The sequence below is a fragment of the Janthinobacterium sp. 64 genome, from assembly GCF_002813325.1.
GTDB lineage: Bacteria > Pseudomonadota > Gammaproteobacteria > Burkholderiales > Burkholderiaceae_D > Janthinobacterium.
The window spans coordinates 1203609-1230026 of record NZ_PHUG01000001.1; the positions used below are offsets into that span (position 1 = coordinate 1203609).

The 26418-nt window shown below is 64.3% G+C and carries 18 protein-coding genes; 11 read left to right on the forward strand and 7 right to left on the reverse strand.

The window, feature by feature from the left end:
* Positions 1 to 21 precede the first annotated feature (21 nt).
* The 3 genes from CLU91_RS05360 to CLU91_RS05370 form a co-directional block, all read right to left on the reverse strand.
* Entirely contained in the window at positions 22 to 2763 is a 2742-nt protein-coding gene (locus CLU91_RS05360; RefSeq protein ID WP_198521253.1) for a DUF3857 domain-containing transglutaminase family protein, read from the reverse strand.
* Between the two features lie 148 nt (positions 2764 to 2911).
* The gene (locus CLU91_RS05365; RefSeq protein ID WP_157814610.1) at positions 2912 to 4129 is read right to left on the reverse strand and encodes a hypothetical protein; all 1218 of its coding nucleotides are present in this window, start codon (positions 4127 to 4129) and stop codon (positions 2912 to 2914) included.
* Positions 4130 to 4178: 49 nt separating this feature from the next.
* A complete protein-coding gene (locus CLU91_RS05370) occupies positions 4179 to 5555 on the reverse strand; it encodes a YihY family inner membrane protein (RefSeq protein WP_100873319.1) in 1377 nt (458 codons plus the stop codon).
* A gap of 67 nt (positions 5556 to 5622) precedes the next feature.
* Here CLU91_RS05370 and wrbA point away from each other — a divergent pair, with 67 nt between their 5' ends.
* Genes wrbA through CLU91_RS05415 form a run of 9 tightly spaced genes read left to right on the forward strand, consistent with a single transcriptional unit; the run spans position 5623 to position 15813 of the window.
* A complete protein-coding gene (gene wrbA / locus CLU91_RS05375; RefSeq protein ID WP_100876593.1) occupies positions 5623 to 6231 on the forward strand; it encodes an NAD(P)H:quinone oxidoreductase in 609 nt (202 codons plus the stop codon).
* A complete protein-coding gene (locus CLU91_RS05380; protein ID WP_100873320.1) occupies positions 6228 to 6641 on the forward strand; it encodes a DUF2069 domain-containing protein in 414 nt (137 codons plus the stop codon). Before wrbA ends, CLU91_RS05380 begins: the two co-directional genes overlap by 4 nt.
* Positions 6638 to 8053, forward strand: coding sequence for an FAD-binding oxidoreductase (locus CLU91_RS05385; protein WP_100873321.1), 1416 nt, complete (start codon positions 6638 to 6640; stop codon positions 8051 to 8053). Before CLU91_RS05380 ends, CLU91_RS05385 begins: the two co-directional genes overlap by 4 nt.
* Positions 8050 to 8478, forward strand: coding sequence for a DUF4124 domain-containing protein (locus CLU91_RS05390; RefSeq protein WP_100873322.1), 429 nt, complete (start codon positions 8050 to 8052; stop codon positions 8476 to 8478). Before CLU91_RS05385 ends, CLU91_RS05390 begins: the two co-directional genes overlap by 4 nt.
* A complete protein-coding gene (locus CLU91_RS05395) occupies positions 8466 to 11057 on the forward strand; it encodes an FtsX-like permease family protein (protein ID WP_100873323.1) in 2592 nt (863 codons plus the stop codon). The genes CLU91_RS05390 and CLU91_RS05395 overlap by 13 nt, the downstream gene beginning before the upstream one ends.
* Positions 11057 to 12133, forward strand: a complete 1077-nt coding sequence (locus CLU91_RS05400; RefSeq protein WP_100873324.1) for a lipocalin-like domain-containing protein — start codon at positions 11057 to 11059, stop codon at positions 12131 to 12133. Before CLU91_RS05395 ends, CLU91_RS05400 begins: the two co-directional genes overlap by 1 nt.
* Positions 12134 to 12172: 39 nt before the next feature.
* Positions 12173 to 14035 (forward strand): ABC transporter transmembrane domain-containing protein, encoded by a 1863-nt coding sequence (locus tag CLU91_RS05405; protein ID WP_100873325.1) that lies wholly within the window; start codon positions 12173 to 12175, stop codon positions 14033 to 14035.
* Positions 14036 to 14037: 2 nt separating this feature from the next.
* Positions 14038 to 14712 (forward strand): leucine efflux protein LeuE, encoded by a 675-nt coding sequence (leuE, locus tag CLU91_RS05410; RefSeq protein WP_100873326.1) that lies wholly within the window; start codon positions 14038 to 14040, stop codon positions 14710 to 14712.
* Between the two features lie 9 nt (positions 14713 to 14721).
* The gene (locus CLU91_RS05415; RefSeq protein ID WP_100873327.1) at positions 14722 to 15813 is read left to right on the forward strand and encodes a threonine aldolase family protein; all 1092 of its coding nucleotides are present in this window, start codon (positions 14722 to 14724) and stop codon (positions 15811 to 15813) included.
* Between the two features lie 217 nt (positions 15814 to 16030).
* Here the strand turns inward: CLU91_RS05415 and CLU91_RS05420 are convergent, their stop codons facing one another.
* Both CLU91_RS05420 and CLU91_RS05425 read right to left on the reverse strand, forming a co-directional pair.
* A complete protein-coding gene (locus tag CLU91_RS05420) occupies positions 16031 to 17479 on the reverse strand; it encodes an OmpP1/FadL family transporter (RefSeq protein WP_100873328.1) in 1449 nt (482 codons plus the stop codon).
* 198 nt (positions 17480 to 17677) lie between these two features.
* Entirely contained in the window at positions 17678 to 20431 is a 2754-nt protein-coding gene (locus CLU91_RS05425) for a bifunctional diguanylate cyclase/phosphodiesterase (protein ID WP_100873329.1), read from the reverse strand.
* 157 nt (positions 20432 to 20588) lie between these two features.
* Between CLU91_RS05425 and CLU91_RS05430 the strand changes: the two genes are divergently transcribed.
* Together CLU91_RS05430 and CLU91_RS05435 are read left to right on the forward strand one after the other, a co-directional pair.
* Entirely contained in the window at positions 20589 to 21563 is a 975-nt protein-coding gene (locus CLU91_RS05430; protein WP_100873330.1) for a thymidylate synthase, read from the forward strand.
* Entirely contained in the window at positions 21563 to 22606 is a 1044-nt protein-coding gene (locus CLU91_RS05435) for an SMI1/KNR4 family protein (protein WP_100873331.1), read from the forward strand. Before CLU91_RS05430 ends, CLU91_RS05435 begins: the two co-directional genes overlap by 1 nt.
* Here the strand turns inward: CLU91_RS05435 and CLU91_RS05440 are convergent.
* Both CLU91_RS05440 and CLU91_RS05445 read right to left on the reverse strand, forming a co-directional pair.
* Positions 22603 to 24882, reverse strand: coding sequence for an outer membrane beta-barrel family protein (locus CLU91_RS05440; protein ID WP_100873332.1), 2280 nt, complete (start codon positions 24880 to 24882; stop codon positions 22603 to 22605). The genes CLU91_RS05435 and CLU91_RS05440 overlap by 4 nt on opposite strands.
* Positions 24883 to 25067: 185 nt before the next feature.
* Positions 25068 to 26411, reverse strand: a complete 1344-nt coding sequence (locus tag CLU91_RS05445; protein WP_100873333.1) for a VWA domain-containing protein — start codon at positions 26409 to 26411, stop codon at positions 25068 to 25070.
* Between the last annotated feature and the right edge of the window lie 7 nt (positions 26412 to 26418).

Consider the following 26418-nt stretch of genomic DNA (forward strand, 5'->3'; position numbering starts at 1 on the left):
TGCAAATCAGCAAAAGGTGAATCAAAGCCGTTCCAGTTCGAGGCGGGACAGCGCGTGAAAGGGGCTGTGCAAGACGCCTTTGTCGAGCGCGTGCTGGAAATACACGCGGGCGCGAATCTTGTCGTTTTGCAGCAGGTAATATTTGCCGGCATAGAAATACACTTCCACGAGGCGCGGCGCCTGGCTGTTGCCGCCGTCGCGGCTGGCCACGCGCAGCATCGTCTCGGGGCCGGTCTGTTGCTGGAACATCTTCAATGCCTCGACCAGCCACTGTTCCGTCAGCAGCTCCGGTGGCCCGCCGGCGTCCATGGCCGCGGGCACCGCCCCCACGATGGCTTGCCAAATCTGTCCGCGCACGTGCGCCAGCGGCTCGTCGAGCTTGCTACCGGCCCGCGCCAGATCATGGATCATCTCGCGCTGGTTACCCAGGTAGATATTCGCCAGGGCCTTGCGCTGGTAGGTCTCGCCATCGTTGTTGCCCAAGGCAACGGCGCGCGCAAAGCCGGCGGCGCTGTCCTTGAACTTGCCGGCGGCAAAACTGATATCAGCCTGGCAGGACAGATAATCGGCCGACTGGGGCTGCAGCTGCACTGCCTGCGCGGCATCCTTGAGCGCCGCCGCGTGCTGGCCCAGCCAGCTGTAGGTGCGCGCCCGTTCGCACAGGATGGCGCCCGTGTCCTGCCCGGTCAGCGCCGCATCGGCCAGCAGCCGGTCGCTGGCCTTCAGGCTGGCCTCCAGGCGTGCCTTGAGAGCCTCTTTGTAGTCGGGCGCGGCCGCCACCTTCAGCATTCTTGTCGGCAATAACATACTGCCTTGCAACATTTCGTTCACCTTGCGGCTGGCCTCGACAAACGCCGGCACGCCGTCCGCGGGCACGCGGTCGGCCGTCACGTCCAGGCGCAGGCTGGCCTGCGCCACGCGGCCCGTAAAGGCCAGCGCCTCGGTCAGCCTGAAGGCGCTGTTGTCGATGCTGTTCTGCGACGGCTGGTACCGGGCATCGACCTGTTGCGGCAGCATAACCTCAAAATCATAGATGGAGATCGATGGATACATGGGCACCAGCAGCGGATGGCTGCGCTTGACGAGGTCCGGCACATAGAACTGCTCCGTCAGATTGACGGGCTTGTAGCGCATCAGCCAGCCCTGGTCATTCTTTTCCATGAACTTGGCGATGCGGTAGCGTAAATCGACCGTCAAGCGGTTGTTCACGCGGTCATCGCTGACGAGCGGCTCGGCCAGCATGGTGAAATCCGCATAGCGGCGCCCCATCGAGCTTTCATAGGCCTGGCGCAGTTGCTGCGCGCTCAGGCCTGCCAGCTGCACGCGCATGCGTTCGGCGCCCGTGCCCGCGATGGAAATGCGCACCTGCATCTCGGCAGGCTGGTCGAAGGCGCTGACCGTCACGCGTTCGCTGCGCTTGTCCGTGATCAAGGCCGGATCCGTCTGCAGCGCTATCGTGTCGAGCGCCTTGCCGGTGGCATTGACCACCAGCACCTGCGCGCCGCCATGCGTCTGGCCCATGTTATCGAGCAAACCGTGCTGGCCCAGGCGCGTGGGATCGAGGAAATACGTCTTGCCATCGACGTGCACGCGCACGATGGCATGGTCGAACAGCAAGGGGCTGGGCAGCATGCGGTCCAGGCCCTTGCGCAATTCGGTCGACACCAGCACGGGCTCGGCGACGATGCCCAGTTCGCGCAGCATGGCCACCATCAGCAGCGACTTGTCCTTGCAGTCGCCATAGCGGCGCTGCAGCACCTGGGCCGGTGGAAACGGCCGGTGCGAGCTTTCGCCCATCGACAGCGACAGGTAGCGGATCTCGTTCTGCACAAACTCCAGCACCTTGACCACCTGCTGCGCGGGCGTGCCCGTGGCGCCTGCGGCGCGCAGCGCTTCCTGCACGGCGGCGCCGCCCGCAGGCGTGTCGAACAGCCCCAGCGCCCACCGATTGACTTCCTTCCAGCTGCCCAGCTCGGAAAACTGGATCCACCGGTATGTCGACACATCGGCCGGCACATACGGCTCGGCCGCCACCGGCGGCAAGTCGCGCGCCTCGAAACGCAGGATGCGGCGACCATTGCGTCGCTGTTCTTTGGGGGTAACGGCGACGCTGCCGCCCTGCATGCGGTAGGCGATGCTGCGCTGCTCGGGCATGTCGAGCGTGATGCGCCGCAAGCCCACGGGTGCCGGACTGTCCCACGCCGCGGCGTCGAAGAACTTGCCGCCAAACACAGGATTCTGGCCCAGCACCGTGTACGCCACTTCCAGCGTATCGCCCACGCGCACGTCATCGGTGACGATGGCGGCCGTGATGTCGCCCGAATACACGCCCTGCGACAATCCCGTTTCGCGCTGCAGGAAACGGATATCGGCCGACGCCAGCTTGTCGATCACCTGCTCGCCGCGCACGATGCGCAGGCGGTGCAGCTGCACACGCTGATAGTCGGGCTGGAACGCGATCTCGTACTGGCCCAGCGCCGATACGCTGGACGCCTCATTCGCAATCAATGCCCGGTGGACATAGTAGGCGCTCTGTTCGCCCACGTGAAATTGCACGTCGGACAGGCGAATCGCCAGCGGGCTGTCCTTGGCGGCAGGGGGCAGCTGATCGATGCCTTCCACCCAGGCTGGCCGGCTGTTGCCACGCGTAAAGGCGGCCTCGGCCAGCTGCACGCTGCGCATGCCGGCCGTCGGCGTGAAGGGAACGTCGGTGGTGGCGGGCGCAAAGGCCAGCGCCGCGTGAGCGACCAGGAAAGACAGCAACAGGACTGGCCATGTGCGCGGCAACAACCCTGACAAATGTAATGCGGACATTGACAATTTCAGTAAGGAAACTGTCAATTATAGATTAATTAACTTCATTATGTTGCCGTCAGGAAAAATTTCTTGACTTGCACTGCGCTGGGCTGCGCTAGCCCTCCCGTTCCTGCCGCGTCCATGCCTGGGCTTGCTCCGCTGCGGCGCGCAACGCCGCGTCTTCCTGCCAGCCGGCGTCAATTTCTGTCACCAGGGTCTGCAATGTGGCATTCGCCGCCTCGGCCTGCGCCTGTCCATCACCCAGCGCCGACGCCGCCACGTCTTGCACGCGCAAAAACAATGCGTAGCGCTGGCGCCGGTTTTCCGCCATGCGGAGCAACAGCCCATGCGATCCCACCGGGCCCGGCCCGGCCACCTCGAGCATCCTCCTGCCCGCCGGCAATGCCAGCAAGCGCGGGTGGATGTCGCGCTGCAAACTGTCCAGTTGCGCGACATACGCCTCGTTGCGCGCGCCAGCCCTGGCCAGTGCCGCGCGCGCCGCGTTGATGCCTTGTGCGCTGCGCAAACCTTCATAGGCAAATACCGGCTGCAAGCCATAACTGGCAAGATCGCTCGACAGCGCGCGATTCGCCTGTGCGGTGGCCTGCCAGAAGTCCGCCATCAGCAGGGTCAGCTGATCCAGGCTGTCCAGCCCCGTCAACGCCAGCGGGGGCACGGGTGCCGGGTCGCCGTCCGCGCGCGCGCTATGCGCCAGCAGCCAGACACGCATTGCGCCCAGCGCCTGGGCCTGCAGCATGGCGCGATGCGCACGCATCCACTCCTGCCCCAGTTGTGCGCTCACCTGATCCATGGCCAGTCGCGCCTCCGCAACCTGGTCTGCCGCCTTCCCGGTGGCGGCCCGCTTCATTTGCCGGAATTCGGCGGCGGAGAATGCGGGGTTCTGCTCACCCGGCTTGACCCCTTGGCGCGCCAGCAGGGCCGTCACTTCGCGCCGGCCCACACTGCCTCGGTAGTAGCGCGTCAATTCGTTTGCCGACGCGATGGACACGTAGCGGGCATACAGGGGAACGAGGGACGCATACATCACCTCGTCACTCATGTGCACGGCCATGTGCCGCCGCAGTTCCACGGCCTCGGCATCGCCGCTGCCGCCGTCCAGCATCCAATGGCGGAGGTAGGCGGTCAGGTGATTCGCTTGCAGCAGCCGGCGCACGGCCGCCGCGTGGCTGGCACTGATGGCGCCGGCCGATGCCGCTGTTGCCGCTTCGGCGTTGGCCGGCCCGGCGCTGCCGCCAGCGCACGCGGAAAAGGAAAAGGACAAGGACAAGGCGGCCAGCATGGCAGCCACGATGGCCGGGCGTGATAATCTCATGTCGTGCTCGATTCAGATGAAGGATGACGGGCTGCGCTGTGGCAAGCCCTCAATTGCAGCGCACTGCGCCGAAATGCTGGGCCAGACTCATGCCCAGCCCCTCTTCGACGGCGCTTTCCACCTGCGCCGCCAGGGCCGCCGCTTCTTCCGCCGCCTTGATGTCGCGCTCATTCGTCGAGCCGGCCGGGTAGCCGGAATTGACGCGCATGCCGCCGAAGACGAACAGGCGGTAGACGTCGGCCAGGCTGATGCGGTTGACGTTGCCCAGCAAGACCCAGTGGTCGGAACTGTCGGCCACGCGCTTGCCCCACTGTACCCGCACGGCGCCTTCCACGTTGACTCGGCCCACCCAGCCCTGCAGCACCATCTTGTCGAGCAGGGTTTCCATTTCTTCGAAGCCCAGGCGCGTGCTGCGGCGAATGTCTGCCGCGCCGACCAGGGCCGAATCGGCGCAGTGGCAAGCCTGGTGCAGCACCTTCAGGATGGCGACGGCGTCGACGAATTCGCTGCCGGGCGCCGCCTCGTACCACCAGCGTTCGTATTTCACGACGGGCAAGGCGGCCACCAGCAAGGCGCCCACCAGGGTGATCATCCAGCTCAGGTAAATCCACACGAGGAACAGCGGCAAGGCGGCCAGCGCGCCGTAGATGCGCGAATACGTGGGGAATTCCTGGATGAATTCACCGAAGCCGCGCTTGGCCACCTCGAACGCCAGCGCCGCCAGCAAGCCGCCCCATGCCGCGTCGCGCCAGTCCACGTCGCGGTTCGGCACGGCGATGTACAGCAAGGTAAACGCCAGCATGGTCAGGCCGATCGACACCAGCGTGTAAAACACGGCGCCAAGGAAAGGCACGGCGCCCACCACGCCGCTGGTGGCCATGAAGAGGCGCGAGGTCACCGTCAGCGACACGCCCACCAGCAGCGGCCCCAGGGTGACGATGGCCCAGTACACCAGCAGACGCTTGGTCCAGCGGCGTTCCTGGCGCACCCGCCAGATGCGGTTGAAGACGCGTTCGATCAAGCCCATCATGCCCACCGAGGTGACGATCAGGGCACCCGCGCCGATGGCCGACAGCCGCGTGGCCTTCGAGGCGAACGTGGTCAGGTAGTCGAGGATGGTGTTCGATATCCCCTTGGGCATGACGCTTTGCACGAAATAATCTTCCAGCGCGTGGCGGAAGGTATTGAATAGCGGGAAAGTGGTGAAGATGGCCAGGGCCAGGGTCAGCAGCGGCACCAGCGCGAACACGGTGGCAAACGTCAGGCTGCCGGCCACTTGCGGCAGGCTTTCCTCGCGCACGCGGCGGCGCGCGAACTGCAGCAGGTCGCGCGTTTCGGACCACGTCAGGCCGCGCACCATGTCGGCACCGAGGTGCAAGGTGCGCCACAGGTATTTAAAGATGGGGAGTATATATTTTGAAAACATGTGCAAAATCAGAACGGCGCCATGACAGCAGTCGTATCAGGCTGTAAAGCGCCCTATAATACCAATGATGAAGCCAACCAATCTGATTATTCTCGTATTGTTTTATTCACGCCATGGCGCCACGCGCCAGCTGGCCGAGCTGATAGCCCAGGGAGTGGAAAGCGTGCCTGGCTGCGATGCGCGCCTGCGCACCGTGCCCGCCGTCTCCACGGTGACGGAAGCGACGGCGCCGGAAGTGCCGCTTGACGGCGCTCCGTATGTGGAACTGGAAGACTTGCAGGACTGCGCGGGCCTGGCCCTGGGGTCGCCCACGCGCTTCGGCAACATGGCCGCCGCCATGAAGTACTTCTGGGATGGCACGGCCAGCGACTGGCTGGCCGGCAGCCTGTCCGGCAAGCCCGCCTGCGTGTTCACGTCCACGGGCAGCCTGCACGGCGGCCAGGAATCGACTTTGCTGTCGATGATGATCCCCCTTTTCCATCACGGCATGCTGGTCATGGGCCTGCCCTACACGCACCCCGAACTGATGACGACGTCCACGGGCGGCTCGCCGTATGGCGCCACGCACTGGGCGGGCATCGATGGCGACAAGGCCCTGAGCGACGATGAAAAGCGCCTGGCCGTCGCCCTGGGCCGGCGCCTGGCGGAAAACGCCGCGAAACTGGCAGGCGCATGATGCACGGCACACTGCACAAGTATTTTCACTGGGGCGCCATCGCCAGCCTCGTCACCCTGACCATCTGGTGCCTGCTGTGGGAAACCGTCGTCGCGCCGCTGCAGCCGGGCGGCTCCTGGGTCGTCCTGAAAGCGGCGCCCCTGCTCATTCCCCTGTACGGCGTCATCAAGCGCGACGTCTACACCCTGCAATGGTCATCGATGGTGATCCTGCTGTATTTTACGGAAGGCGTGGTGCGCGGCTACAGCGACACGAATCCCGTCTCCGCCCTGATGGCCTGGGGCGAGGCGGCCATCGTCTGCATCTACTTCTTCTGCGCCGTGCTGTATCTGCGCCCGTATAAAAAGGCCGCCAAGCGCATGGCCAAAGAGCTGCTGGAAAAAGTAAATAAAGTGAGCATCAAGAAATGACTGAAAAAGCCGATTTCCTCGCCGCCTGCCGCGACCTGCTGGGCGAAGCCTACGTACTCACCCTGGAAGCCGACATGGCGCCCTTCCTCACCGACTGGCGCGACAGGTTTACCGGCAAGGCCCTGGCCGTGCTGCGCCCCGCCACGGTGGAGCAAGTGGCGGGCGTGCTGCGCGCCTGCGCGCAATGGCAAGTCCCCGTCGTGCCGCAAGGCGGCAATACGGGCCTGGTCCTGGGCAGCATCCCGGACGCCGCCGGCACGGCCATCGTGCTGTCGCTGGCGCGCCTGAACAGCGTCCGCGCGCTCGACCCCGTCAACCGTACCATCACGGTGGACGCGGGCTGTATTTTGCAAACCATCCAGGAAGCGGCGGCCGCCGCCGGCTGTTTGTTCCCCCTGTCGCTGGCGGCCGAGGGCAGTTGCACCATCGGGGGGAATCTGGCCACCAACGCGGGCGGCACGGCCGTGCTGCGCTACGGCAATACGCGCGAACTGTGCCTGGGCCTGGAAGTGGTCACGCCGCAAGGCGAGATCTGGAGCGGCTTGCGCGGCTTGCGCAAGGACAATACCGGCTACGATTTGCGCGACCTGTACATCGGCGCCGAAGGCACCCTGGGCGTCATCACGGGCGCCGTCATGAAATTGTATCCGCAGCCGAAAGCGTGCATCACGGCGCTGGCGGCCATGCCCTCGCCCGCCCACGCCCTGCGTCTATTAAGCCTGATGCAAGACCATTGCGGCGCCAGCCTGACGGGCTTTGAACTGATGTCGCAGTATTGTCTGCAACTGGTGGCCGAGCAGTTCCCGCAGCTGCCGCGTCCTTTCGCGGACGCCCACGGACAATACGTGCTGCTGGAATTATCGAGCAGCCAGTCCGAGGCGCACGCCGTGGAATTGCTGGAAGCGAGCATCGGCGCGGCCCTGGAGGATGAATTGATCGAGGACGCCGTCGTCGCCAGTTCCGTGGCGCAGTCCGAGGGATTATGGCAGCTGCGCGAGCACATTCCGCTGGCGCAGGCGCAGGCGGGCAAGAACATCAAGCACGATATCTCGCTGCCGATTTCCCGCATCGCCGACTTCATCAGCGTCACGGATGTGGCATTGGCAACGGCCTTCCCCGGCTGCCAGCTGGTGTGCTTCGGCCACCTGGGTGACGGCAACCTGCATTACAACGTGGCGCCGCCGCCCGGCATGACGGACCGCGACTTCCTGGCCAACCAGGACGCGATCAACCGCATCGTGCACGACCAGGTCCACGCTTTTGGTGGTTCGATTTCGGCCGAACACGGCATCGGCGCGCTGAAAAAGGACGATCTGGCGCATTATAAATCGCCGCTGGAATTGCAGCTGATGCGCGCCGTGAAGCAGGCGCTGGACCCGCAGAACATCATGAATCCGGGGAAGATATTGTGAAATCGCCGTCCTTCCTGCTCTGCGCCATGGTCTTGCTGGCTGGTTCCGCCAGTGCGCAGGACATCTACAAATGCGTGCAGGATGGCCAGACCAGCTATAGCGCCACGCCCTGCACGGGCGGCCAGCTGCAGATCCTGGAAATCCCCTCGCCCCCGCCTGCCGTCGACAAGGGCGCGGCCACGCGCCAGGAGCGGGTGGCCAGCCAGCTGGAAGCGGCACGCAAGAAGCAGGAAAATCTGGCAGACCAGGCGCGCGAACGGGCCGCCAGGCAGAAGGAAATACATGACAAGCATTGCGCCCAGCTGCGCCTCGATCAGAAATGGGCGGCGCAGGACGCCGTCGGCGCCGGCGACAGGAACCGCGACGCGGCGCAACTGAAAGCGCGGCGCGCCGGCGAACGCCTGGCCGTCGAATGTCTGAATTGAGTGCCCCGCTGGCCAGCCCGGCGACGACGCGCCTGCTGTCGCGCTGGCTGCTGCTGGGCGAGTGGCGCGCGCATCCCGTGCGCGCCTTCGTCGCCATCCTGGCCATCGCCATCGGCGTGTCGCTGGGCTTTGCCATCCATTTGATCAACGCGGCCGCCTTCAATGAATTTTCCACGGCCGTCAAAAGCCTGTCCGGCCAGGCCGACGTGCAGGTGGCCGGGCGCGAAGCGCTGTTCGACGAAAGCATCTATCCTTGGCTGGCGCAGCGCGACGGCGTGGCCGTGGCTTCGCCCGTGCTGGAACTGCAAGCTAGCGTGGCCGGCAAGCAGGATGGCGGCCCGCTGCACATCCTGGCGCTCGATGTCTTCCGCGCCGGCTTCATCTCACCCGACCTGATCGGCGCGCCCGCCGAGGGCCAGCCTTTCGACACCCTGGCCGACGACGCCATCTTTTTGTCCCCGGCCGCCTTGCGCTGGCTCGGTGTGGCGCAGGGCGACACGATTGCCCTGCAATCGGGCACGGGCCAGGTGCCGCTGCGCGTGGCCGGTTCGCTGCAGCGCGCGCGCGCCGGCCAGCGCATCGCCGTCATGGATATCGGCGCGGCGCAGTGGCGTTTCAACAAACTGGGCAAGCTGTCGCGCATCGATCTGAAACTGCGCCAGGGCGTCAACCGCGACGCCTTCCAGGCCGATCTCGCGCGCGCACTGGAAGCGCAGTATCTGGGCCGTTTCCAGGTGGGCCAGCCGAATGACGAAAACCAGAATAGCCGCAACAATAACCTCAGCCGCGCCTACCGGGTCAACCTGACGGTGCTGGCCCTCGTCGCCCTGTTTACCGGGGCGTTCCTGGTGTTTTCCACGCAGGCGCTGTCCGTCATCCGCCGCCGCGGCCAGTTCGCGCTGCTGCGCGTGCTGGGCATGGAGCGGGGACAATTGCTGCGCCAGGTGCTGCTGGAAGGCGCCAGCCTGGGCGTGGTCGGCGCTGGCCTGGGCATCGCCGGCGGTTATGCCATGGCGGCCGTGGCCCTGCGCTTTTTCGGCGGCGACCTGGGCGCCGGCTATTTCGCGGGCGTGCAGCCGCAGGTGCAATTCACGCCCGTCGCCGCCTTTGTTTACTTTGCCCTCGGCCTCGGTGTCGCCTTGCTGGGCTGCGCGGCGCCCGCGCTGGAAGCGGCGCGCGCCGCCCCCGCCATCGCCCTGAAATCGGGCAGCGAGGAAGTCGTGACGACGCGCCTGGCGAAAACCTGGCCCGCGCTCGCTTGTTTGCTGCTGGCCGGCGTATTGACATTCCTGCCGCCCGTGTTCGAACTGCCCCTGTTCGGCTACTTATCCATCGCGCTGCTGCTGATCGGCGCCATCGCCCTGATGCCGCAGCTGGCCGCCGTCGTCTTCCGCGTCCTGCAGCGCGCCTGGCTGCGCACGGACACGAGCAGCCACGCGCCCGTGCGCAGCCTGACCCTGGCGCGCCTGGCGAACGCCTCGGGCCAGGCCGGCATCGCGCTCGGTGGCGTGCTGTCGAGTTTTAGCCTGATGGTGGCGATGGCCATCATGGTGTCGAGTTTCCGTGTCTCCGTCGACGACTGGCTGCTGCAGATCTTGCCGGCCGACGTGTATACGCGCACGACCGCCAGCGGCGGCACGGCGGGCCTGAACCCGCGTGAACAAGCCGCCATCAGCGCCCTGCCCGGCGTGGCCAGGGTGGATTTTCAGCGTCTGCGCTCGCTGTCGCTGGCGCCCGACCGCCCCAACGTGATGCTGCTGGCGCGCCCCATCAATTTGCCAGACCCGGGCAAAAGCATGGTACTGGTGGGCGAGACGCTGCCTGTGCCAGCGGGCGCGAAACCGGTCTGGCTGTCCGAAGCGGCGGCCGACCTGTACAACGTCAAGCCTGGCCAGCAGATCGCCCTGCCGCTGGCGGGCGGCCTGCACCAGTTCTTCGTCGCCGGCATCTGGCGCGACTATGCGCGCTCGTCCGGCGCCATCCAGATGCCGCTGGACGACTACCGCGCGCTGACGGGCGACCAAGACGTGAGCGATGCGGCCCTGTGGCTGGGCAAGGACGCCACGGGCGACGAGCTGCAGCAGCGCCTGAAGGCCCTGCCGTTTGGCGCCAGCCTGGAAGTGTCGAACCCCTCGGCCATCCGCGCCCTGAGCCTGCAGATCTTCGACCGCAGCTTCGCCGTCACGTATTTATTGGAAGCGATCGCCATCGTCATCGGCCTGTTCGGCGTGGCCGCCACGTTTTCCGCGCAGACCCTGGCGCGCGCGCGCGAATTCGGCATGCTGCGCCACGTGGGCGTGACGCGCGGGCAGATCTTGTCCATCCTGGCACTGGAAGGCGGCGCGCTGACGGCGCTGGGCATCGCCACCGGTTTTGTCCTGGGCCTGTTGATCAGCTTTGTGCTGGTCTTCATCGTCAACCCGCAATCGTTCCACTGGACCATGCAGCTGCACTTGCCGTGGCCTTTGATCGCCAGCGTGGCCGCCGCCCTGCTGACGGCAGCGGCCTTGACTGCCCTCATCGCGGGCAGGCAAGCCCTGTCCGCTGGCCCCATCCGCGCCGTCAGGGAGGACTGGTAATGCGTCATATTTCCATCTTGTTGCTTGCGCTGGCCTTGCCTGCCTTGGCCGCGCCGCCCGCCTTCGCCCCCGTCACGCCGCTGCCGGCCGGTCAGACGCTGCGCCTGCCGCACGACTTCGGCGCCCATCCCGCCTATAAAACGGAATGGTGGTACGCCACGGGCTGGGTCAAAACCGCCGGCGGCGAGCAACTGGGCTACCAGGTGACCTTCTTTCGCAGCGCCACGGCCACCGACGCGGACAACCCCAGCACCTTCGCACCCAAGCAGCTGATCATCGGCCATGCGGCCCTGTCCGACCCGAAGGTGGGCAAGCTGCTGCACGACGAGAAAAGCGCGCGCGAGGGCTTCGGCCTGGCCTACGCCAAGGTGGGCGACACGGACGTCAAACTCGACGACTGGCGCATGCAGCGGCAGGCCGATGGCAGCTACCGGGTCAGCCTGGCCGCGCGCGATTTTCAATTGCAACTGACCCTGGCCCCCACCCAGGCCGTGCTGCTGCAGGGTGACGGCGGCTACTCGCGCAAGGGCGCGCGGCCCGCGCAATCGAGCTACTACTACAGCGAGCCGCAGCTGCGAACGACGGGCACGATCGCGCGCGCGGGCGGCAAGGCCGAAGCGGTGACGGGCACCACCTGGCTCGATCACGAGTGGTCCAGCCAGGTGCTCGATGCGGATGCCAGCGGCTGGAACTGGATAGGCGCCAACCTCGATGACGGCGGCGCGCTGATGGCCTTCCAGATCCGCAGCAAGACAGGTGCTAAACTATGGGCGCACGCGACATGGCGCGATGCGTCCGGCAAGATGACGCAGTTCGCTCCCGGCGACGTCGATTTCACGCCCACGCAGCTGTGGCGCTCGCCACGCACGCAGGCCCAGTACCCGGTCGCCACCGAGATCCGCACCGGTCCCACGCGCTGGCAGATCAAGCCGCTGCAAGCGGACCAGGAACTCGATTCGCGCCGCTCGACGGGGGCCGTGTACTGGGAAGGCGCCGTGACGGTGGAGCGCGATGGCCTGCCCGTGGGCCGCGCCTACCTGGAAATGACGGGCTATGTGCAACCGATGAAGTTATAAACAGTACCGCAAGCAAAAAGTAAATCAAAGCGAAAACCAATGACAACCAGCACAGAAACAGGCAGCACGAGTACCACAACCGCCACAGCCACTCCCGACACCGGCACCAGCCGCGAACTGAAGAAAGGCAGCCTGGCCGCCTTCAAGGGCTTGATGCCCTTTCTGACGCCGTACCGCAGGCAGTTCTTCCTGGCCGGTATCGCGCTGGTGGTGGCTGCCGCCTCGACCCTGGCCATCCCCGCCGCGTTCAAGCAGATGATCGACCTGGGTTTCGGCGGCGCAGCCGGTTCCAAGAGCATCCAGCACGTCGACCTGGTCTTCCTGGCCCTGTTCGGCGTGGCGTCCATCCTGGCGCTGGCCACGGCGGCGCGTTTCTATACGGTGTCGTGGCTGGGCGAGCGCGTCACGGCCGACATCCGCAGCGCCGTGTACCGCCACGTCGTCACGCAAAGCCCGGCATTCTTTGAAACCACGCAGACGGGCGAAGTGCTGTCGCGCATCACCACCGACACGACCCTGATACAGGCCGTGGTCGGCACCAGCATCTCCATGGCGCTGCGCAACGTGCTGCTGTTCCTCGGTGGCCTGGTGATGCTGTTCGTCACCAGCGCCAAGCTGGCCGGCATCATCATCGGCCTGTTGATCCTGGTCGTCGTGCCCATCATCGTGTTTGGCCGCCGCGTGCGCAAGCTGTCGCGCGACTCGCAGGACCGCATCGCCGACGCGTCGGCCATGGCCGGCGAAATCCTCAACGCCATGCCCACCGTGCAGGCGTTTACGCACGAGAAAATCGAATCGAAACGCTTTGGCGACTCCGTTGAAGGCGCCTTCATGACGGCCATGCGCCGCATCCGCGCCCGCGCCCTCCTGACCATGATCGCGATTTTGCTGGTCTTCGGCACCATCGTCTTCGTGCTGTGGCTGGGCGCGCGCGCCGTGCTGGAAGGCTCGATGACGGGCGGCGATCTGGGCCAGTTCATCCTGTACGCGTCCATCGTCGCCGGCGCCATCGGCGCACTGTCTGAAGTGATGGGCGAAGCGCAGCGCGCCGCCGGCGCCACCGAGCGCCTGCTGGAACTGATGGCCGTCAAATCGGAAATCGAGTCGCCCCTCACGCCGCTGCCGCTGCCTGCGCGCGCGGCGAACGGCGCTTCGCTGTCGCTGGACGATGTCATGTTCTCGTATCCGTCGCGCCCGGATACTGCCGCGCTGGACCACGTCAGCCTCGACATCCGCGCCGGCGAAACGGTAGCCGTCGTCGGTCCGTCGGGCGCCGGCAAGACCACGCTGTTCCAGCTGTTTTTACGTTTTTATGACCCGCAAAGCGGCAGCATCCGCCTCGATGGCGTCGATATCAAGCAGCTCGACCTGCACACCCTGCGCGACGCCATCGGCATCGTGCCGCAAGATACCGTGATCTTCTCGGCTGACGCCATGGAAAACATCCGCTATGGGCGCGCCGGCGCCAGCGACGAGGAAGTGATTGCGGCTGCGAAAATGGCGGCCGCCCACGAATTCATCGAGCGCCTGCCGAACGGCTACAAATCCTTCCTCGGCGAACGGGGCGTGCGCCTGTCCGGCGGCCAGCGCCAGCGCATCGCCATCGCCCGCGCCCTGCTGAAAAACCCGCCGCTGCTGCTGCTCGACGAAGCGACCAGCGCGCTGGACGCGGAATCGGAACGCCTGGTGCAAAAAGCGCTGGAAGCGGCCATGGTGGGCCGCACCACCGTCATCATCGCGCACCGCCTGGCCACCGTGCAGCGGGCCGACCGCATCATCGTCATGGAAGATGGCAAGATCGTCGAGACGGGCACGCACGCTTCGCTGGTCGCCCTGGGTGGCATTTACGCCAATTTGGCGGCCCTGCAATTCCATCACGTACAGCTCAATCCTGCAGAATAATCATGAACGCACTTTTTCACGCCAACCTGGGCATCACCGATTTCTGGACCTTTTTACTGGGGACCATCTTCATCGTCATCCTGCCCGGCCCCAATTCCATGTACGTGCTGTCGGTGGCCGCCCAGCGCGGCGTGCGGCCCGCCTACCAGGGCGCCTTCGGCATCTTCGCCGGCGACCTGATATTGATGGTGCTGTCGGCCTGCGGCGTCGCGTCCCTGCTGAAAGCCAGCCCGGCCCTGTTCTACGTCGTGAAATACATCGGCGCGGCCTATCTGGGCTGGATCGGCCTGCAAATGCTGATCGGTTGCTGGCGCAAGCTGCGCGCGCCAGCTCCCGCTGAAGGCGAAGCGGCGGCGGCAACGGCCCCCGTGAAGGAAAGCGACCCGTTCCGCAAGGCCCTGATCATCAGCCTGATGAACCCGAAAGCGATCCTGTTCTTCATCTCGTTCTTCATCCAGTTCGTCGACCCGGCCTTTGCCAAGCCCGTGCTGTCCTTCATCGGCCTGGGCCTGATTTGCCAGGTGATCAGCTTTAGCTATCTGACGGCCATCATCTTTGTCGGCGCGCGCCTGGCCGACACCTTCCGCCGCCGTCGCCGCCTGTCGGCCGGCATGGGCGGCGGCGTGGGCGCCATGTTCATCGGCTTCGGCGCGAAACTGGCCACCGCCACCCTGTAAGGAACTGCCTTGACCGAGCTCGAACTGCGCCAGCGCTGCCACACCGTCCTGCCGGGCCACCGCCAGCCCACGCCAGCGGCCACCTTCGCCGCCATGGCCGCCTGGTGCGAGGCCAACGACATCGCGCACGACACCTATGGCGAAGGCGCGCTGATCGAGCAATTCGAAAACAAGGTCGCCGGCCTGCTCGGCTTCGAGGCGGCCGTGTTCTGCATCACGGGCACCATGACGCAGGTCACGGCCCTGCGCCTGGCCTGCCAGGATCGCGGTTCGCGCCTGGTGGCGCTGCATCCCACCTCGCACATCCTGCGCCACGAGCGGGGCAACCATGAATTGCTCGACCACTTCAAGGGTTTGACGATCGGCGACCCGCACCGTCCGTGGACGGTGGACGATTTGCGCGCCGTGCCCGATGCGCTGGGCGCGGCCCAGGTCGAACTGCCGATGCGCGAAATCGGCGGCCAGTGCCCGTCCTGGGATGACTTGAATGACATCAAGCGCCACTGCCGCGACAACAACATTCATCTGCACATGGATGGCGCGCGCCTGTGGGAGGCGCAAGGGGGTTTCCAGCACCCCCTGCCCGCCATCTGCGACGGTTTTGACTCCGTCTACGTGTCGCTGTACAAGGGCATCGGCGGCCTCGGTGGCGCCATGCTGGCCGGCAGCCGCCCCTTTGTCGAACGGGCGCGCGAATGGTTCCGCCGCCAGGGCGGCAACATCGTGCACCGCACACCCTACGTGGTGGCCGCTGCCATGCAGTTCGACGCGCGCCTCGCCGCCATGCCCCGCTATTTCGAACGCACGCAGTGGCTGTACGCGCTGCTGCGCGATTTTCCATCGATTGCCGTCAATCCCGCCGCCCCGCACGCCAACATGCTGCACCTGCACTTGCCCGTCTCGCGCGAGCGGGCCATCGCCATCCGCAACCAGGTGGCCGCAGACCATGGCATCTGGCTGTTCGGCCGCGCCAGCCACGCCGCCCTGCCAGGGCGCAGCGTGGTGGAATGGTATGTGGGAGATAATTTGCTGGAAATGCCCGACGACAGCGTGCGGCTGGCCTTGACCTTGCTGGATCGGGCGATGCGCGCTATGGAATGAGCATGGTAGGTCGGGTTAGCGCGCAGCGCGTAAGCCGACAACTTCCGCGCTACCACAAAGTAAAACCCTTGAAAGGCTGGGGTCAGTCCCTGCGGGATCGGAATGTCCGCCATTGGCGCACATTCCCCCGAAGGGTCTGACCCCCATGCACCCAAAAAAAAGCGCCCGAAGGCGCTTTTTTTCTTTCATGGCGGCCGGGTTGGCCGCCACTACCTGCTTAGAACTTGTAGTTGTAAGCGAGACCGATCAACTGCATGCGGGTCTTGAACAGGCCCTTGGTGGTTTCACCGTTGCCGGTGCAGCCATGGGTCACCGGCGAGCAGAGATTCTTGTAGTTGACGTCAGCATCCTTGAAGTCGATATAGCTGTAAGCCAGATCGAGCGAGGAATTGGCGTTCAGCTTCCAGTTCGCGCCGACCGAGTACTGCATGCGGTCGCTGTCCGGCAAGGCTGGATGGCGCAGCTCGGCGCTGCGCACCGGTGCCTGGTCATGCGCGATACCGGCGCGCAGCATCAGGCTCTCGCTGTACTTGTAGTTGGTGCCCAGCGACACGCGGTAAGTGTCTTTCCAGTTCTGGCGAATGCGCTCGGCGCCTTCGGCCGTCGGCGGGAACTGGATGTCCAGATTTTCCAGGCGCGAAGTGCGGGTCCAGGTGACGTCGCCCATCAAGGCCCAACGATCATCCATCTGGTGGAAGGCGTTGACCGACAGGGTTTCCGGCGTGCGCAATTCGACCAGCGCCTTCGAGTTGACCTTGCCCGATGCGGCGCTGATGAAGCCATTCACGGCCGCGTTGTTCGACACTTGCGAGAAGTCCCAGATCGTGTCGCCTTTCAGCTTGTGCGAAATCGACGAACGGTAGGAAATGCCGAAACGCGTGCCTTCATTAAGCTGGTACAGATAGCCCAAGTTGAAGCCGAAGCCCCAATCGTTTCCATCCATCTTTGCATGACCATCGTTGAGCACGCCCATCAGGGTGGTCTTCGCAGCACCAGCGGCGGCAAGCCCCTGCTTCAAGGCGATATTATTCAGAAATGCAGCCGATGCTTTAGCTGTATCAGGATTCTGGTTGAGGGTATACACGGTCCCCGCCACATCCACTCCCTGACCCAGTTCGGCCTTCATGTATTCCGCCGTGATGCCGAAACCGAACGAGTGGTGCTGGTCCAGTTTGAACGCCACGGAAGGATTCAGGGCAATGGCTTCGAGCTTGATGTTGGTAATCGCATAGCGGCCATACCAGTCATTGCCATAGTCGAGCTTGGCGCCATATGGCACGAACAGACCAGCGCCGACGGTCCATTGATCATTGATCTTTTTGCTGGCATACAGAGCAGGCGCAACCACGGCGTCCGGGGCGTAATCTTTCGCCCCAGTAAAAGGCTGGCGATTTCCCTTGGAGAACGGTTTCGAACCCGTATCCTGGTAGGTCGAATGCGGCACCACCAAAGTGCCGCCGCCAACGAACTGCGTGCCTTCCAGGCGCGACAGGCCGGCCGGGTTGTAGAAAATGGTCGACGCGTCGGCCGCTTCGGCGCCGCTGGCGTCGGCCGTGCCCTGGGCTGACACGCTCTGCGAGCCAAAACGATAGCCGGAAGCCTGGGCGGTGGAAGCGAAGCCGGCACATGCGACGGCGATCAGGAGGGGCAGATATTTATGTTTCAAGTTAGTCTCTCTTTATTATATGAAGTGTCTTCGTCACATTGTCTCGGGTAGCTCAACCTCACCCGTCCTGCACTGTTCTTGCCGCCGTGAACTCCAATTCACTGACGGCATGAGCGAAGCATATAATATTTTTTGAAAAAAAGCGAACGTTCGCTCTTTTTATGAAACAGCGTTGTTTTTCTCTCTCATCACGAGCTTCTACAGTGCCAGCGCAGGCGCTGGAAGCGGTATCAGAAAGCGCTGCTGCATCAGCGCCAGCATCTGTTCGGCCGGCACGGGGCGCGAAATGAAATAGCCCTGCACTTCGTTGCATTGCAGCGCGCGCAGGATGTCGAGCTGCTCGCGCGTCTCCACCCCTTCGGCCACCACGCTCATGCCCAGCGCATGGGCCATCGACAGGATGGCGCGCACGAAGACCTCGCCCTGCTCCGAGCGGCCCAGCTCCATGGTGAAGGCGCGGTCGATCTTCAAGCCATCCATGGCGAACTTCTGCAGCTGCGACAGCGACGAGTATCCGGTGCCGAAATCGTCGACCAGCAGGCGCACGCCCAGCGCGCGGATGGCCGACAGCTGCTCCACGGCGCGGTTCTGTTCATCCATCATGGCCGACTCCGTGATTTCCACCTCGATCAGCCGCGCATCGATCCGGTGGCGCGTCAGTGCGGACGCCAGCACCTGGTGCACGTCGCCGCGGCCGAACTGGCGCGCCGAGACGTTGATCGAGACGGGCACCAGTTCCAGCCCGCTCGCCTGCCAGCGCGCCATCTGCAGGCACACCTTTTCGATGACGACTTCGCCCAGCTGCGAAATCAGGCCGCTGCTCTCGGCTACGGGAATGAATTCCAGCGGCGGCACCATGCCGTGCTGCGGATGGAGCCAGCGCACCAGCGCCTCCATGCTGCACAGCTGGCCGCTCATGGCGTCGACGCGCGGCTGGTAGACGACGAGGAACTGGTCCTGCTCCAGCGCCGCCACCAGGCTTTGCTCGAGTTCGCGGCGGTTGCGGATGGTTTCGAACAGTTCCGGCTGGAAGAAGCGGTGATGGCCCTTGCCGGCCACTTTCACCGCATACATGGCGATGTCGGCATTCTTCAGCAGCACTTCCGTATCGGCCCCGTCGCGCGGATACAGGCTGATGCCGATCGAAGCGCCCATCTTGTGGCGTTCGCTGCCCAGGTAAAACGGCTCGTCGAAGGCGATGGCGATGCGCTGCGCCACCTGTTCTGCGCGGCTGTCGTCTTCCACCGGGTCGAGCACGACGACGAATTCATCGCCGCCCAGACGCACCACGTGATCGCCCGGCCGCAGCACGGCCTTCAGGCGCAAGGAGGCGGCGCGCAGCACCTTGTCGCCCTCGGCGTGGCCCTGCGTATCGTTGATATCCTTGAAGCCGTCGAGGTCGATGAACAGCAGCGCCAGCATCTGCCGCGCGATGGCGGCGCGGCCCAGGGCGCCGGGCAGGAATTGCTGCAGCCAGTAGCGGTTGGGCAAGCCCGTCAAGCCATCTTCATTGGCCAGGCGGCGCAAGTCGCGCTCGTGCTCTTTGGCCGTGCTGATGTCTTGCAGGGTGACGGCCAGGCGGTCGCCGCTGCGCACCAGGCGCCGGCGTATCCAGCGCAGCTTGAAGGGATTGCCATCCGGCAGTTCGATCTCTTCCTCGGAAAAGCCGGACTGCATGGCGGCCCGGTAGTTATGGATCAGGTCGCGGAAATACGGCTCATGGGCGCGCGACTGCAATCGCATGCCCAGCAATTGTTCGCGGCGCACGCCGAAGTAGCCGGCGCCCGGCTCGTTGCAGTCGACGATCTCGAAGTCGAGGATGCTGCCATCCGTGCCGCGCAGGGCGGCAATGATGTAAAAGCCGTCGCTCGTGCCTTCGGTGGCCATGCGGTAAGCGTTGCGCACACCTTCGGACTGGTGGTGGCGCCATGCCAGGCGCAGCGACAGCACGGTGGCGACGGCGGCAAAGGCCAGCAGCAGCACGGTGACGGCCAGCGCGATGCCGATGTAAATGGTGCGCGTTTCTTCGTAGGGGTGCAACATTTCGCCGTCCGACAGGCCGACCACGGCCGTAAACGGATAGGCTTTCAGCGCCTGCCAGCCGACATAGCGGCTTTGTTTGTCGGAAAAAGCGATCCTGCCGCCCGAATGCATGGCGCCGCTCTCCGTTTCCAGGAAGCTGGTGTCGAGAAACGGCGTGCCTTCACTGTTCTGTGTCGGCAGGACGCGCGCGCCGAGGCGCGTGCTGAACAGCTCGCCCTCTTCACCCACCATGGCGGACATGCCGAACTTGCCGAAATTGACACTATTATAGAATTCGCAAAAATAACTGGAATGAAGGGAAATGAGCAGCACGCCGTCAAAATTGCCATCCTCGTCTTCCAGCCGGCGCGTGAAATGCACGAGGCTCTCGTCGGCGCCGGGCAGCGTGGCCTCGCTGGCTGCATTGGCCTTCCCCAGCGCGATGCGCAGCGCGCTGGAATTGCTGCGCCAGTGGCGCAGCAGGAAATCGCTGCGCTCGTTGACGCGCAGACGCTGCAACGGCGCCGTGGCCGTCACGGGGTGGCCCTTGCGGTCGAGGATGGCGACGATGGCAAATTGCGGCAAGGCATACATGCCCTGCGTCTTCAATTGATCGAGGCGCAACTGGCCGCGCGAGTTTTCCCACTCATACTTGAGCTGCAAGGTCAGCTGGTCCATCTGTTCCAGGGTGCGCAGCAGATACTGGCCATATGCTTTCGACAAGGAAGACACGCTGTCGAGCGCCTGTTGCTGCGCCACCTTCTTTTCCGCCTCCAGCTGCAGCAAGGTGGCCGTCCACAGTACCGCGCACAGGACCAGCCCAAGCAGGGGCCAGGCCAGGATCAGGCGCAGGTTAGCCTTGAGAAAATCGGCCCTGCTCATCTCCGCCACGGCGCCGTTATTATTATTTACAAATTGTCGCAAGAACATCGTCCAGCATCTGCCGTTTCTGTGTATTTCTTGAAGGACACACAAATTACCACAGAGTCATGTTTACAGGTGAAACGGCAGCGCATTTATATGTGCGGACGGCAGCCCGCCTGTCGCGCCTGCGTTACAATCACCATCCTTACCGTTGGAGAAATACATGCAGCAATATCAAGATTTGATCAAGACCGTGCTCGAAACGGGCAGCTGGCAAGACAACCGCACGGGCATCCGCACCCTGAGCGTGCCGGGCGCCATGATGCGTTTCGACTTGGCCAACGGCAACTTCCCTGCCGTGACAACCAAGAAACTGGCTTTCAAATCCGTGATCGGCGAATTGTGCGCCTTCCTGCGCGCCTCGCGCAACGCGGCCGAGTTCCGCGCGCTGGGCTGTAAAGTCTGGGACCAGAACGCCAATGAAAACGCGCAATGGCTGGCCAATCCCTACCGCGAAGGCGAGGATGACCTCGGTCCCGTGTACGGCGTGCAATGGCGCCAGTGGCCCGCCTATAAACTGCTGGACGCCGCCCAGCCCGCGCAGATCGCCGACGCGCAAGCGAACGGCTTTACCTTGATCGCCCCCATAGTCGAGGATGGCGTGCAAAAAGTACTGCTGTACAAGGCCGTCGACCAGTTGCGCGAATGCCTCGATACCATCATGACGAACCCGGGCAGCCGGCGCATCCTGTTCCACGGCTGGAACCCGGCCGTGCTGGACGCCGTCGCCCTGCCCGCCTGCCACTTGCTGTACCAGTTCATCCCGAATGCCAGCACGCGCGAAATCTCGCTGTGTTTATATGTACGCAGCAACGATATCGGCCTGGGCACGCCGTTCAACATCGCCGAAGGCGCGGCCCTGCTGCACCTGGTGGCGCGCCTGACGGGCTACACGCCACGCTGGTTCACCTACTTCATCGGCGACGCGCACATCTATGAAAACCACCTCGACATGGTGGAAGAACAATTGAAGCGCACACCGTTCCCGGCGCCGCGTTTCGTCATTTCCGAGCGCGTGCCCGACTATGCGAAAACGGGCAAGTACGAGCCGGAATGGCTGGAAAAGATCGAGCCGTCGGACTTCTCGCTGGAAGGCTATGAACACCATGCGCCCATCAAGGCGGCGATGGCCGTCTGATGGCGGTCGCACCGCTGGCTGCGCTGCACCGCAAGCTGTTTGACGAAACGGATGGAGTCAAGTTTTCCAAACTGAAAGACCGGCTGCTGAAAAAACACGCCAGCGATGACCGGCTGGCCGTGCTCGATATCCTGACGGCGTATGCGCGCGATGGACAACTGCTGCACTGGCGCAGTTTTTTGATGAGCGATATCGTGCATCTGGTGGAAGGCAGTCAACATGCGGCCTTTTTCGCCTGGGCTCTGGAGCAGCCCGAGCTGGCCTACCGGGCCGTCGATGGCTTGCTGAAAAGCATAGGCGTGGACGCATATGCGCCGCTGGTGGCGCTGGCAGCGTCCGGCGCCACGCGCCTGGAAGTGCGCGCCAAGGCGATCAAGAGCCTGGCCGTGTTCAGCCGCCAGCCGTTCGATGCGGGCTTGCCTGCCGATCCCGGCCACTGGAAGGCAGAGCAGCTGCGACTTTGCGCCGTGCTGGCCTGGCAAGCGGATGGCTACCCGGACGGCTTAGGCTACAAGGCGCCCGCCAGGCATTTCTCGCTGACCCAGCCACTGTCGCGCCTGGAAAAGGCAGCCGCCTTCCTGGAACGACAACTGGCGCTGCGGCGCCAGCGCGAACAGGACCTGGCGCAACCGTCGAACTGGCTGACGGTCGCCAGCGCCGGGGACATGGCCGCCATCGACGCACACTGGGTATTGCCGGAGATATACCGCCGCTTCCTGGAATGGTATTCGCCGCTGCGCGTGCATGTCGACGGCAAGCGTTTCCCGCAGGGCCTGCACCTGTACGGCGCGGCCGAGCTGGTGAAGGCCCAGCACGGCTACTCCGTCCATCCCGAGCGCCATCACGCAATCGCGGGCTGGCCGCCGAAGCTGGTGGTAATTGCCGATGCGGGCGGCGACCCGTACTGCGTGCATCTGGAAGAAAGAAGCATCGACGGCGACTTGCCCGTGTACCGCGCCGAACATGGCACGGGAGAATGGCGCTTCGAGCTGCATACGGACGATTTCATCGACTTCCTGCACGAGATCGCGCTAGCGGCCTAGCCGGCTTCGCCTCCCGCTCCGCCCGGGCCGGGACCGCCAGGGCCGCCTGGCCCCCGTCCGCCCGGCGGACCGAAGCGCGGTTCCCGTTCGCCCTCTTTCGCCGCCGAGGTGGCGCCGCCGAGGCGGTAGGACAGCCCCACATAAATCATGCGTCCATCGAAGCGCCGCGTGCTCGTCTCGCGCAGCGAGGCGCTGTTGATGACGGTTTCCATCTTGTTGCTGCTGAACACATCGGTCACATTCATGACCAGGCTCAGCTGCGGCGTCACCGTGTGGCGCCAGCTCACATTCAAGGTATTGTTCGGCGAGCGGTAGCCCTGGCCGGACAGCGTCTTGCCCTGCATTTGCAGGGCCAATTGCAGCTGATTGGCCGCATCGAACTGGTAATTGAGGCGCGCGCGGCCGCTCAGGGCATTCGCCGTGCGCGTGCTGCGGTTGCCCAGGTCGTCGGAACTGGTCTGCTGGCTGCGCGCCAGGTTGCCGCTCGTGTTCAGGGTCAGCGACGGCGTCAGCTTGCCGCTGACGCTGAACTCCAGGCCGCTCGAATGGCTGCCTGCGCCGTTTTCGCGCGTGGTCAAGAGCACATTGTCGCTGATAAAGTAGCGGTAATCGACGATGGCGTCCGTGTCGCGCCGGTGGTAGGCGCGCAAGCTGCTTTCCAGGCCCGCGATCTTCGTTTCATAGCCAATCTCGAAGGAATCCGTCTGCGTGGGTTTCAGCTTGGGGTTGCCGGCCGACACATTGAACTCATCGCGGTAGACCACGTACGGATTCAGGTCGCCCGCGTTCGGGCGGCGCAGGCGGTGTGCATAGCTGAAGCGCACATTGCTCTCGTCGCTGACCTTGTAGGTGGCGAACAGGCTGGGAATGTAGTTGACGTAATTATTATTCGCCTCGATGCCGCTCGTAATCTGGCGCACGTTCAAGTCCGTGTATTCGGCGCGCAAGCCGGCCAGCGCGCCCCAGCGTTCGCTCAGGCGCATCTGGTAGGAGCCGTACAGCGCGATGGTGCGCTCGTCGAGCTCGAAACGGTTGCTGCGCATGGGGTTGACGGTCTCCGCCAGGCTGGCCGGGTGGATGTCCGTATATAAGGTATCGAAACTGCTCTTGTTGTCGGCCACCTTGTAGCCCAGCTTGGCCGTGCCGCCCGCCAGCGGACGCTCGTAGTCGCCGCTGAAGTCGACGATGCGGTTGCCCGTCTCGCTATGCTGGCGCGCGCGGCTGTCGAAGGCATGCACGGGCGCGACCGCGTAGGTATTGGCGTAATCGCTGTCGCTCTCGTTGGTCGACGACGATACGCGCAAGTCGATTTTGAGGGTTTCGCCCGGCAATTCGCCCTTGTGGTCGTAGCGCGCGCCCCAGCTGGCGTTGCGGCTGTCGCCATTGCGCACGGTGCTGCGCACATAGTCGCCGACGGTGCTGCCCGTGCTGTCGCCGTTGATGTAGCGGTCGAGCGAGCGCTGGTCGTTGCTGCGCCCGTTATACGACACGCTGGCGGCCAGGGTGTCATTGGCGTTCAGGTTGTAATTGACGGTGCCGTGCAAGCCCAGCGAGTCATTCAAGCCATTGTTGCTGGATTGCTGGCTGCTGGGAGCGAACGCGTCTGTGCCGCGTTCCAGGCGTTCGCGGCTGACCTCGCCCACGGAATTGCGGCCGTCGTGGCGCACATTGATGCCACCCTGGTAGCCCCACGGGCCTTCGTTGTAGGTGCCGGACACGGCACTGTTGTAGCGCCCCGCGATGCCCGCATTCGCGTTGACGGTGGCAAAGCCGCCCGGCTTGCGGTTGCGCCGCATCACCAGATTCAGGATGGGGCCACCACCGGCCTCGTTGCCGAACTGGGCACCGGGATTGTTGATCACTTCCACCGATTCGATATCGTCGGCCGCCATGGCGTTCAGGGTGGCGCCGCGCGCATCGCCCTGCAGCATGGCCGACGGCTTGCCATCGATCAAAATCTGCACATTGCTGCTGCCGCGCAAGGACACGGAACCGTCGGGATCGACGGCCACGGACGGTACGTTGTTGAGCGCATCGGCCGCCGTGCCATTGCTGCTGCCCACGTCGGACTTGACGTCGTAGACTTGCCGGTCGATGCGGCCCGTGGGACGTTCGGCCGTCACGCTGACGGAAGGCGTAGACTCGGCGGCGGGCGCCTTGGCTGGTGCAGGCTTGACGACGGTGTCGCCGCTGGTGGTCGTGGTTTGGGCCTGGACAGCGGCACCGGAGACGAGCAGGCTGCCGCCCGCCAGACAGTGAAAGAGGATTTTATGCATTTGCTTAAAAAATAATGGAGACGCTACGGATGAGGCGCTACGCCGCGGCGTGAGGGCACAGTGAAAGCATGCCACGACTCCCTTGCGCAAAGCAAATGCGAACCATTGTTATTTACTTCAATTTACAAATCTCTTGCACTTGTGGTCATACAGCCTCATCCGATGACCTTTGCCCCACCTTTACGCTACCTGAGCAAGCCATTGCCGCGCGCCAGTTTCAGCCAGCCCGGATATTCCGTCATCAATAAATCATACAGCTCTGCATCGCTGTGCTCGTCGGGCGAGCTGACGGAAAAGTAATTGGCGTTGTCGACCAGGCGGCCCTGCAATTCGTCGAGTTTTTCCAGGAAGGGGAAGTCGGAATCGGCAAAGGCGGCGAGAAACTTGCTTTTCGACTTGCGTCCCTTGCCGATGCCCATGAATTGCCAGAAGATCGGCTCATTGCTGGCCCAGCGCAACTGCTTCTCCGTTGTCGCCTGGTCGCTGGTGCCGCCGTCGGTGACGAACATCACGTACACGGGCAGCTCGGCGGCGACGGGCCGCGTGCGCTCGCCGCCGGCAGCGTCGGGGAAATAGAACGCGCGGATCGCCTGCATGGCAGCGCCATAGCGCGTGTCGCCTTCCAGCGGATGGCGCTGTATGGCCTGGCTCACGTAGGTATTGCAGTTGCTCAAGGCCATCGGCGCCGGATGGTGGACGTTCTTACCGAACAGAAATACATCGATCTCGCCATCGTCGTCGAACTTGCAGCCCAGGGCCAGGATGCGCTCGGCAAAGCGCTGCACCAGCCCCTCTTTATATAGTCGTCCCATGGAACCGGAAATATCGAGGCATAAACACACCTTGGCGCGGTGATCAAGCAGGCCCACTTTTTGCAGCGACACGCCGGCCTGCTTGACGAGGCTGACCAGCTGCGGCGCCTCCCGTTCGACGCGCTTTTCCAGATTGATCTTCGCCTGCTGGATTGCCGACGCCGCGGCAGAGGTGGCAGCAGCGGCAGGTGCGGCCTGGTCGACTTCGCCGCCGAAGTGGCGCACCAGCGCATCGAGTCCCCCATTGAAACCTTGCCCCACGGCCATGCAGCGCCAGCCGCCATCCTTGCGGTAAATTTCTGCCAGCATGACGGCTTTTTCTTGCGCAAAATCAGATCCCGCGAAGGCGAAGCGGGCCAGCTCGCGTCCGCCCGCCTGCAGGCGCACGTGGCCAGCTTGCAGCTGCGACATCACGCCGCCGCCATCGATGGACGCCGTCACGACGAGGCGGTCTATGCCGGCCGGCAAGCGCGCCAGCTGCAAGGCAAACTCGGCCATGTCGCCAGCACTGCCCGCGCGCGCTTCCACGCCGCCGCACGGCGTGCGCGGCTGGTTGAAAAAGGTCATGTAGCGCTCGTCGGACAGTTTTCCGTTGGCATCGAGGCCGAAACAGGCCACGTCGAGCGCCAGGCCCTGCGCGGCCACGCCGACCTGCAGCACGCCATCAGGAACGAGATTGGCCAGCGGCAAGCGCTGTCCCTTGGACAAGGTTTCCATCAGTGCC

What these genes read in the sequence shown, in the direction of transcription:
- CLU91_RS05365 (WP_157814610.1), bottom strand. Translation starts at nt 4,129, where the DNA reads ATGAGATTATCACGCCCGGCCATCGTGGCTGCCATGCTGGCCGCCTTG.
- CLU91_RS05370 (WP_100873319.1), bottom strand. Translation starts at nt 5,555, where the DNA reads ATGTTTTCAAAATATATACTCCCCATCTTTAAATACCTGTGGCGCACC.
- wrbA (WP_100876593.1), top strand. Translation starts at nt 5,623, where the DNA reads ATGAAGCCAACCAATCTGATTATTCTCGTATTGTTTTATTCACGCCAT.
- CLU91_RS05380 (WP_100873320.1), top strand. Translation starts at nt 6,228, where the DNA reads ATGATGCACGGCACACTGCACAAGTATTTTCACTGGGGCGCCATCGCC.
- CLU91_RS05385 (WP_100873321.1), top strand. Translation starts at nt 6,638, where the DNA reads ATGACTGAAAAAGCCGATTTCCTCGCCGCCTGCCGCGACCTGCTGGGC.
- CLU91_RS05395 (WP_100873323.1), top strand. Translation starts at nt 8,466, where the DNA reads ATGTCTGAATTGAGTGCCCCGCTGGCCAGCCCGGCGACGACGCGCCTG.
- CLU91_RS05400 (WP_100873324.1), top strand. Translation starts at nt 11,057, where the DNA reads ATGCGTCATATTTCCATCTTGTTGCTTGCGCTGGCCTTGCCTGCCTTG.
- CLU91_RS05405 (WP_100873325.1), top strand. Translation starts at nt 12,173, where the DNA reads ATGACAACCAGCACAGAAACAGGCAGCACGAGTACCACAACCGCCACA.
- leuE (WP_100873326.1), top strand. Translation starts at nt 14,038, where the DNA reads ATGAACGCACTTTTTCACGCCAACCTGGGCATCACCGATTTCTGGACC.
- CLU91_RS05425 (WP_100873329.1), bottom strand. Translation starts at nt 20,431, where the DNA reads ATGTTCTTGCGACAATTTGTAAATAATAATAACGGCGCCGTGGCGGAG.
- CLU91_RS05430 (WP_100873330.1), top strand. Translation starts at nt 20,589, where the DNA reads ATGCAGCAATATCAAGATTTGATCAAGACCGTGCTCGAAACGGGCAGC.
- CLU91_RS05435 (WP_100873331.1), top strand. Translation starts at nt 21,563, where the DNA reads ATGGCGGTCGCACCGCTGGCTGCGCTGCACCGCAAGCTGTTTGACGAA.
- CLU91_RS05440 (WP_100873332.1), bottom strand. Translation starts at nt 24,882, where the DNA reads ATGCATAAAATCCTCTTTCACTGTCTGGCGGGCGGCAGCCTGCTCGTC.
- CLU91_RS05445 (WP_100873333.1), bottom strand. Translation starts at nt 26,411, where the DNA reads ATGGAAACCTTGTCCAAGGGACAGCGCTTGCCGCTGGCCAATCTCGTT.